Consider the following 8,125-nt stretch of genomic DNA (forward strand, 5'->3'; position numbering starts at 1 on the left):
CAGGGGCCAATCAAGGCGCAGCGCGCCGCTCGCATTGATATGCGAGCAAGCGGTGCAACGCCGAGTGGCCCCTGGCGAATGGCCTTCCCTTCGGGTTGTGGCCAGAAAGCCCGCGCGCGGCGTTGCAAATCCTCGCCGGGTGACCAACCCGGCTCCGGTTTGCGCCTTGCTCGCGAGCTTTCTGGCCACAACGCGGCCCGCTGCCGTAGTGCCAACAGGCCTAAGCCCAGAGGCAGACCGCCATCAACAGCGGATAAGGCAGCGCCACCGTCGGGCGCAGTGCGCTCTTCAGGTATTGCGTGACCAGCCCCAGGCCGCGCGGGCGGCGGGCGGCCCAGTCGCTGTGCAGCTGCATGGCTGCGTCGCCAGTGCCCGACTTCAAGGCCGGCTCAATGGCCAGCAACCGGTCACCCAGGCGCCCCTGGAAGGTCTTCAACACGCCCTCCTGCAGCCACAGCAGGGCCAGCAGCGGCAGCGTGATGCGCGGGTCCGGCACCAGCACGACGGCGGCAAATGCGGCCAGCTTCACGCCCAGCGCCAGAGCTTCATAGCGCTCATGCTGGCTCTGCAAGGCCAGCCATTCCTGGTGCAAGGCGTTCACTTGGCCTCCAGCACTTCCCAGCGATCCATCAACTCCAGCAATTCGCCATCGATGGCGGCGGCGCGGTCGGTCACTTCGGCGATGCGGGCCGCGCCCTGCGCGTACAGCTCACTGCCGGCGATGAGCGCGTTCAGCTGCTTCTGCTCGGCCTCCAGCGCGGCGATGGCCTTGGGGATTTCGTCCAGCTCACGCTGCTCCTTGTAGCTGAGCTTGCGCTTGGTTGCGACGACCGGGGCAGGCTCCGGCGCGGGCGGCGGTGTGGGCGCAGCAGCGGGCTTGGGCGCCGCCTGGGCCTGCAGGGCCGCGGCGCGCCTGGATTGCGTCAGCCAGTCCTGCACGCTGCCCTCGTATTCGCGCCAGCGCGCCTCGCCCTCGTAGACGATGGTGGACGTGACGACGTTGTCCAGGAAGCGCCGGTCATGGCTGACGAGGAAGACGGTGCCGTCGTACTCGGCCAGCAGTTCCTCCAGCAGCTCCAGCGTCTCGATGTCGAGGTCGTTGGTGGGCTCGTCCAGCACCAGCACGTTGGCCGGGCGGGCGAACAGGCGCGCCAGCAGCAGGCGGTTGCGCTCGCCGCCGCTGAGCGTGCGCACCGGCGAATTGGCGCGTGCCGGCGAGAACAGGAAGTCGCCGAGGTAGCTCTTGACGTGCTTCTTCTGGTTGCCGATCTCGATCCACTCCGAACCCGGGCTGATGGTGTCGGCCAGCGTCGCGTCGAGGTTGAGCGTGTCGCGCATCTGGTCGAAGTAGGCGACCGTCATCTTGGAGCCCAGACGCACGCTGCCGCTGTCGGGCGGCAGCTCGCCGAGGATCATCTTCAGCAGCGTGGTCTTCCCGGCGCCGTTCGGGCCGATGAGGCCGACCTTGTCGCCGCGCAGGATGGTGGAGGTGAAGCCGCGCACGATGGCGCGCTCGCCGTAGCTCTTGGACACGTCCTCCAGCTCCGCGACGATCTTGCCGCTGGCGCCGCCGGTGTCGATGTCCAGCCTGACCTTGCCTTGCACGTCGCGCCGCGCGGCGTGGGCCTGGCGCATCACCTCCAGGCGCTGGATGCGCGCGACCGAGCGCGTGCGGCGGGCTTCCACGCCCTTGCGGATCCAGACCTCCTCCTGCGCCAGCAGCTTGTCGAAGCGCGCGTTGAACAGCGCCTCGTTCTCCAACTCGTAGGCCTTGGCGGCCTGGAAGGCGGCGTAGTTGCCGGGGTAGCCGCGCAGCTGGCCGCGGTCCAGCTCGACGATGCGGTTCGCGACGTTGTCGAGAAACGCGCGGTCGTGGGTGATCAGCAGCAGCGAGCCCTTGAAGTCGTTCAACAGGCCTTCCAGCCAGGTGATGGCGTCCAGGTCCAGGTGGTTGGTGGGCTCATCGAGCAACAGCACGTCGGGTTGGGCCACCAGCGCGCGGCCGAGCGCGACGCGCTTCTTCAGGCCGCCGGACAGCGTGCTGACCAGCCGCGAGCCGTCCAGCCCCAGGCGGTGCAGCGTCTCCTCGACGCGCTGCTCCCAGTTCCACGCGCCGATGTGCTCGATGCGCTCCTGCACCCAGGCCAGGTCGTCGTTCTCGTCGTGGATCTCGTAGCGCTCGCGCAGCGCCTTGTGCTCGGCCACGCCCTCGCTGATGACGTCGAAGATGGTCGCGTCGCCACGCAGCTCGGGCTCCTGCGGCACATAGACGTTGGTCAGGCCTTGTTGCTGCTGCAGCAGGCCGTCGTCGAGCTTTTCGAGGCCGGCGAGGATCTTCAGCAGCGAGGACTTGCCGGTGCCGTTGCGGCCGATGAGGCCGACGCGCTCGCCGACTTCCAGGGAGAAACCGGCACCGTCGAGCAAGGCGACGTGGCCGAAAGCGAGGTGGGCGTTGGTGAGGGAAAGGACTGCCATCGGGCGATTGTCCCCTGGCGACTTGAAACCGCCCCGTGGCTGCGGCCGCGCGGCCGCGGCGCTAGCGCGCGGGCGGGGACCGGCCGACGAATTTCAGGCCCAGGATCAGCGTGTTCAGGCGCTGCGCCATGAAGCCCGGCTGTGGCCGCTCCCCGCCGGGCCCGAACGTCAACACCGTCGGCTTCCACAGGCCGTCGGCGGCCCAGGCCGGGCCGCCGGGCCGCTCCGGCCGTCCGCTCCGGGCGAAGGCAACCCAACGCTCGGCAAGGCCATGCCAGGCGCGTCGGTCAGCGTCGGTCAGTGCCACGGCCAGGCAGCCGCAGACGTCGCCCGTGCCGAACACGGCGGTCACCTCGCCCCCGTGGGCAACCCCGGGCGCCATCGCACGCTGCGCTTCGGGCAGGCGGTCGAAGTAGTAGCGGAAGGTCGGCGCGCGCGCTGCATGCAGCACGGCGATGCGCCGCGCAAAGGCGGTGAAGGCGACATCGCGCACCACCTGCCGGCCCAGTTCCGCCTCGTCGCCGACGCCGGGGTAGAGCGGCTTGACGAGGATGCGCGCCTTGCCCAGCTGCTTCACCAGCGCGGCCGGGTCCAGCCCGAAGGCCAGCGCCACACTGGTCTCGTTGCTGTTGCTGCCGATGATGAGGGGCACGGCCGCCTGCTGCTTCGCCTGGAAGGCGGCCAGCAGCGGGCGCGGCATGGCGGCATCGCCGACGATGAGGCTGGGCGCCAGGGACAGGCCCTGCCCCTCCAGGCTGGCGAAACGCTCGGCCGGCACGCTGCGCAGCTGCTCGGCCGTCGCTTGCGCGCCGCGCAGGCCCAGCGCGTCGGCCACGCGGATGCCCGTCTCGCGCGCCTGCTCCCGGCTGTGGCTGGGCATGCCGTACGGGCTTTGCGCAATGGCGCGCTCGAACAGGCCACGCGCCAGCGGCGAGGCCATCAGCGCCAGCACGCTCTGCGCCCCGGCCGACTGGCCGAACACGGTCACCTGCTGCGGGTCGCCGCCGAAAGCCGCGATGTTCTGCTGCACCCAGCGCAGTGCGGCGATCTGGTCGAGCAGACCGAAGTTCGCAGTCCCGCCGGGCGCGGCACGCTCCAGCGCCGGATGGACGAAATAGCCCAGCGGCCCGAGGCGGTAGTTGACGGTGACGACGACCACGCCCTGGCGGGCCAGCGCCATGCCGTCGTAAAGCGCCAAGCTGCCCGCGCCGAAGATCAGTGCGCCACCGTGCAGCCAGACCATCACGGGCCGCGGCCCGCCGCCGGTGGCTGCGGGCGCCCAGACGTTGAGATAGAGGCAGTCCTCGTTCAGCGGGCCGGGGTCGCCGCCGCCTTCAAGCGACAGGCCGGGCTTTTGCGGGCAGGCGGAGCCAAAGCTTGTTGCAGCGCGCACGCCAGACCATGGCGTCGCCGGCTGCGGTTCACGCCAGCGCAGCGGGCCGACCGGCGGCGCGGCATACGCCAGGCCGCGATACACGGTGATGCCGTCGGCTTGCGGTTCTCCCTGGACCTGACCGGAGCTGGTCGCGATGGCTTGCGCCAGCAGCGACAAAGCCATCAGGAAACACGCGATCAAGCCGTTCCGCGCATGTCGAAGTCCGTCAACGCTCATCTGCCGCTCCCGTTGTCAGCAGCACGCATCATGCGCCGCCGCCCGGGAATGCCGTTAGGGACGCGCGGCTGCCAGGTGCTCGGCGACCTGCTGCATCACACCCGGGTCGCTGAGCAGACGCCGATGGCCCAGGCCTTCGGTCACGTGCAGGCGGCCGGCGCGCAGGCCGGCCAGCAGCGTCTCGCTGCCGATGATGGGTGCCGTCACATCGCCACGGTCATGCACGATCAGCGTCGGCTGCGCCAGACGTTCGGCCAGCCAGGCCGGCTCGAAGTCGCCCAGCGACGCGTCTTCGCGCCGCTCGAAGCGGCCCCGCATGTGCGCCGCCAGGCTTTCGCCCGTGCCCATGGCGTCGGCGAACCAGCGCAGGAACTGCCAGGGCGGTGGCGCCAGGGCGATCAACGCGACACGCCGGGCCGGCAGGCCGCGGGCGAGCGCGTGGCTCAGCGCCATCCCGCCGAGGGAGTGCGCCACGACGCCGTCCCACGGCCCGAAGCGCGCCGTCACGGCAAACATCGCCCGCACCCACTGCAGCAGGTTGCTGCGCCAGCCGCCGCTGCGGCCATGGGCCGGCAGGTCCAGCAGCACCGGCTCGAAGCCGGCAACGGCCAGCGTGTCGGCCAGCGGGCGCATCTGCTGCGCATCACCGGCCCAGCCGTGGGTCAGCAGCACCTTGGGCCGGCCGGGCGCCAGGTCATTGCGCTGCCAGACGCTGATGTGGCCGCCTTCGAACGGCAGCTGCCGCTCCACCCAGGGCCTGGGCACGGCGCGCGAGCGGGCCAGCCACTTGGTCGGCATGGGCGTGAAGAACAGGCCCATGGCGAGACGCGTGCCGAGCGCCGGCGACACATGGTGCAGGCCACGCAGCAGTGCGGCAATGCCGCGTGCGGCCGGTGAGGCGAAGAAGGCGGCGGCAGGGTTGTGGGTGGTCATCAATGGCTCCATATTTCGCACGACCGTGCGACATGTTGGCAAAAAAACTCAGTGGGGCGCTTCCGAGGTTTTGGCGGCGGCCAGCATGCGCTCCCAGGCCCGGATGCCACGCTCGTGCACCAGCGGGTCGCGCAGGAAGCGTGTGTCGCGCAGCAGGCCGGTAAAGAGCGCGTCCATCTCGAAGACGAATTGCTCGGCGTCCAGGTCTGCCTGCAGGTGGCCGGCCTCGACGGCCTGCAGCACCGTGCGGCGCAGCGCGGCGCGCAGGCGCAGCACGCCGTCTTCCAGCTGGTCTCGCACCGGGCCCTCGCGGTCGTCGTACTCGAAGGCACCAGCCGTATAGAGGCATGACAGCGTGCGGTCGGTATTGGCAGCGCGCGCCAGCCAGCGGCGCATGATGGCGTCCAGCCTCGGCAGGCCGCGCGGCTGGCTCATGGCGGGCACGAAGACCGACTGCTGGAAGCGCCGGTCGTACTCCAGCAGCACGGCCACCTGCAACTGCTCGCGCGAACCCACGCGCGAGAACACGCCGCTCTTGGACAGCCCCAGGCGCTTGGCGACCTCGCCGATGGACAGGCTCTCCAGCCCCTCAGCAGCGGCCATCGCCAGCGCCGTGTCGACGATGGCGGCCAGCGTGGCTTCGGCGCGTTCCGTGCGGGTTTCCATGCCCGGAATTTAGCACGACCGTGCGCCGATTTTAAAACAGTTGTTTGGCGTGATGGCGCAGGTGGTCGTCCACGAAGCTGGCGATGAAGTAGTAGCCGTGGTCGTAGCCGGCATGTCGGCGCACGTTCAAGGGCTGGCCGGCGGCGGTGCAGGCGGCCTCGAAGGCTTCGGGGTGGAGTTGCTCGGCCAGGAACTTGTCTGCCAGGCCCTGGTCGATGAGGATGCCGCCGGGGTAGGGCGCGCTGCGCTGCAGGCGCATCAGCTCGCTGGCGTCGTGGGCAGCCCAGTCCGCGCGGTCCTCGCCCAGGTAGCCGCTGAAGGCCTTGCGGCCCCAGGGGCAGCGCATCGGTGCCGCGATGGGCGCAAAGGCAGACAGCGACTGGAAGCGCCCCGGGTGGCGCAGCGCCAGCGTCAGCGCGCCGTGGCCGCCCATGGAGTGGCCGAACAGCCCGGTCCGGGCCAGACCCGTCTCGCGCTGCACCAGCGGCAGCAGCTCGTTGAGGAGATAGCTCTCCATGCGCCAGTGCCTGGCCCACGGTTCACGCGTTGCGTCCAGGTAGAAACCGGCGCCAACGCCGAAGTCCCAGGCCTCGCTCTCGCCCGCCACGCTGGCGCCCCGCGGGCTGGTGTCGGGCATGAGCAGCGCCAGGCCCAGCTCGGCGGCCAACCGCTGGGCGCCGGCCTTGGTGGTGAAGGTCTCTTCAGTGCAGGTCAGCCCGGCGAGAAAGACCAGCAGCGCTTTCGGCTGCGGAGGCACGAAAAGCGCGAAGCGCATGGGCAGGCCGATCTCGGCCGAATCGTGGCGATGGAATCGCTGGGTGCCGCCAAAGCAGCCGTGTTCCGACAACAGTTCCATCCGTGGGCCTTCTACCTCGCCATGTGTTGATCGACCGCGTCGAGCACCGCCTCCGGCTCTTCGGCCTGGGCATCGGTCTCGTTGTTGAGCACGGCCTGCATGCGGCCAGTATCGAGGTCGCCGGTCCACTTGCCCACCACCACGGTTGCAACTCCGTTACCGATCAGGTTGGTCAGCGCGCGCGCCTCGGACATGAAGCGGTCGATGCCCAGGATCAGCGCCAGGCCCTCGACCGGCACGTGACCGACGGCCGACAGCGTGGCCGCCAGCACGATGAAGCCACTGCCCGTCACGCCCGCCGCGCCCTTGCTGGTGAGCAGCAACACGCCCAGCAGCGTGATCTGCTGCATCAGCGTCATGGGCGTGTCCGTCGCCTGGGCGATGAAGACGGCGGCCATGGTCAGGTAGATGGACGTGCCGTCGAGGTTGAAGGAATAGCCGGTGGGGATGACCAGGCCCACCGTGGACTTGCGCACGCCGAGGTTCTCCAGCTTGGCCATCATGCGCGGCAGCACGGACTCGCTGGACGACGTGCCCAGCACGATGAACAGCTCCTCCTTGATGTACTTGATGAACTTCCAGATCGAGAAGCCATGCGCCTTGGCGATGGTGCCGAGCACGATGAAGATGAAGATCAGGCAGGTGGCATAGAACGAGCCCATCAGCTTGGCCAGCGACACCAGCGAGCCTAGGCCGTACTTGCCAATGGTGAAGGCCATCGCGCCGAAGGCACCGATGGGGGCGAGCTTCATGATCATGCCGACGATGGCGAACAGCACATGCGAGGTCTTCTCGATGCCGTCGAACACCAGCGTGCCGCGGCCTCCGAAGCGGTGCAGCGCGAAGCCGAACAGCAGCGCGATCAGCAGCACCTGCAGCATCTCGCCCTTGGCGAAGGCGTCCACCACCGTCGTCGGGATGATGGCCAGCAGGAAGCTCACCGTGTCCTGGAGCTTGCCCGGGCCCGTGTAGGCGGCGATGCCCTTGGTGTCCAGCGTCTTGGGGTCGACGTGCATGCCCTCGCCCGGCTGCAGCAGGTTGACGACGACAAGGCCGACGATGAGGGCGATGGTCGACACGACCTCGAAGTACAGCAGCGCATAGCCACCGGTCTTGCCGACGCGCTTCATGTCTTCCATGCCGGCGATGCCCACCACCACCGTGCAGAAGATGATGGGCGCGATGATCATCTTGATCAGCTTGATGAAGCCGTCACCCAGCGGCTTGAGCGCTTCGCCCGCGTGGGGCCAGAAGTGGCCCACCAGCACGCCGATGACGATGGCGGTGATGACCTGGGCGTACAGCGATTTGTAGAAGGGCTGCGGCCCGGTGGGGGTGGCTGTGGCGGTGGCTTGCATGGGCGGCTCCGGGCAGTTCTGCGAGTGGAACTGGGTTGAGCGGCAGCTTAGGCTTGTGGGCGTGCGGTGGGGAGTGTGGCTTCCCACATCGATTGCAAAGTTGGGTGTGTATGTTGGGTTGCCTTTGCGTGGTGGTCTGCCTCATCGATGCATTGCCGGGAGTCCGTCCCGGCGGCCGGGTAACTTTCTTCTGCGGGGCCAGAAGAAAGTCACCAAAGAAGAGGC

7 protein-coding genes are annotated in these 8,125 nt (G+C 69.1%); all 7 read right to left on the bottom strand.

Annotated elements, in window-relative coordinates:
- Nucleotides 1-220: 220 nt before the first annotated feature.
- On the bottom strand, nt 221-601 hold the full coding sequence (locus tag AC0IZJ_RS28230; RefSeq protein WP_471855570.1) for a hypothetical protein: 381 nt from the start codon (nt 599-601) through the stop codon (nt 221-223).
- Nucleotides 598-2,475, bottom strand: a complete 1,878-nt coding sequence (locus AC0IZJ_RS28235; RefSeq protein WP_471855572.1) for an ATP-binding cassette domain-containing protein — start codon at nt 2,473-2,475, stop codon at nt 598-600. Before AC0IZJ_RS28235 ends, AC0IZJ_RS28230 begins: the two co-directional genes overlap by 4 nt.
- A gap of 61 nt (nt 2,476-2,536) precedes the next feature.
- Nucleotides 2,537-4,033 (bottom strand): carboxylesterase/lipase family protein, encoded by a 1,497-nt coding sequence (locus AC0IZJ_RS28240; RefSeq protein ID WP_471855573.1) that lies wholly within the window; start codon nt 4,031-4,033, stop codon nt 2,537-2,539.
- 108 nt (nt 4,034-4,141) lie between these two features.
- The gene (locus AC0IZJ_RS28245; RefSeq protein ID WP_471855575.1) at nt 4,142-5,020 is read right to left on the bottom strand and encodes an alpha/beta fold hydrolase; all 879 of its coding nucleotides are present in this window, start codon (nt 5,018-5,020) and stop codon (nt 4,142-4,144) included.
- Between the two features lie 48 nt (nt 5,021-5,068).
- Entirely contained in the window at nt 5,069-5,686 is a 618-nt protein-coding gene (locus AC0IZJ_RS28250) for a TetR/AcrR family transcriptional regulator (RefSeq protein ID WP_471855576.1), read from the bottom strand.
- A 31-nt stretch (nt 5,687-5,717) separates the two neighbouring features.
- The gene (gene fghA, locus AC0IZJ_RS28255; protein ID WP_471855578.1) at nt 5,718-6,542 is read right to left on the bottom strand and encodes an S-formylglutathione hydrolase; all 825 of its coding nucleotides are present in this window, start codon (nt 6,540-6,542) and stop codon (nt 5,718-5,720) included.
- Between the two features lie 11 nt (nt 6,543-6,553).
- On the bottom strand, nt 6,554-7,900 hold the full coding sequence (locus tag AC0IZJ_RS28260) for a dicarboxylate/amino acid:cation symporter (protein ID WP_471855580.1): 1,347 nt from the start codon (nt 7,898-7,900) through the stop codon (nt 6,554-6,556).
- Nucleotides 7,901-8,125 lie beyond the last annotated feature (225 nt).

It is taken from the genome of Roseateles sp. AC306, assembly GCF_979253795.1.

Bases quoted from the DNA above. Each gene is read 5' to 3' on its own strand.
- AC0IZJ_RS28245 (WP_471855575.1), bottom strand. From the start codon at position 5,020: ATGACCACCCACAACCCTGCCGCCGCCTTCTTCGCCTCACCGGCCGCA.
- AC0IZJ_RS28235 (WP_471855572.1), bottom strand. From the start codon at position 2,475: ATGGCAGTCCTTTCCCTCACCAACGCCCACCTCGCTTTCGGCCACGTC.
- AC0IZJ_RS28240 (WP_471855573.1), bottom strand. From the start codon at position 4,033: ATGGCTTTGTCGCTGCTGGCGCAAGCCATCGCGACCAGCTCCGGTCAG.
- AC0IZJ_RS28260 (WP_471855580.1), bottom strand. From the start codon at position 7,900: ATGCAAGCCACCGCCACAGCCACCCCCACCGGGCCGCAGCCCTTCTAC.
- fghA (WP_471855578.1), bottom strand. From the start codon at position 6,542: ATGGAACTGTTGTCGGAACACGGCTGCTTTGGCGGCACCCAGCGATTC.
- AC0IZJ_RS28250 (WP_471855576.1), bottom strand. From the start codon at position 5,686: ATGGAAACCCGCACGGAACGCGCCGAAGCCACGCTGGCCGCCATCGTC.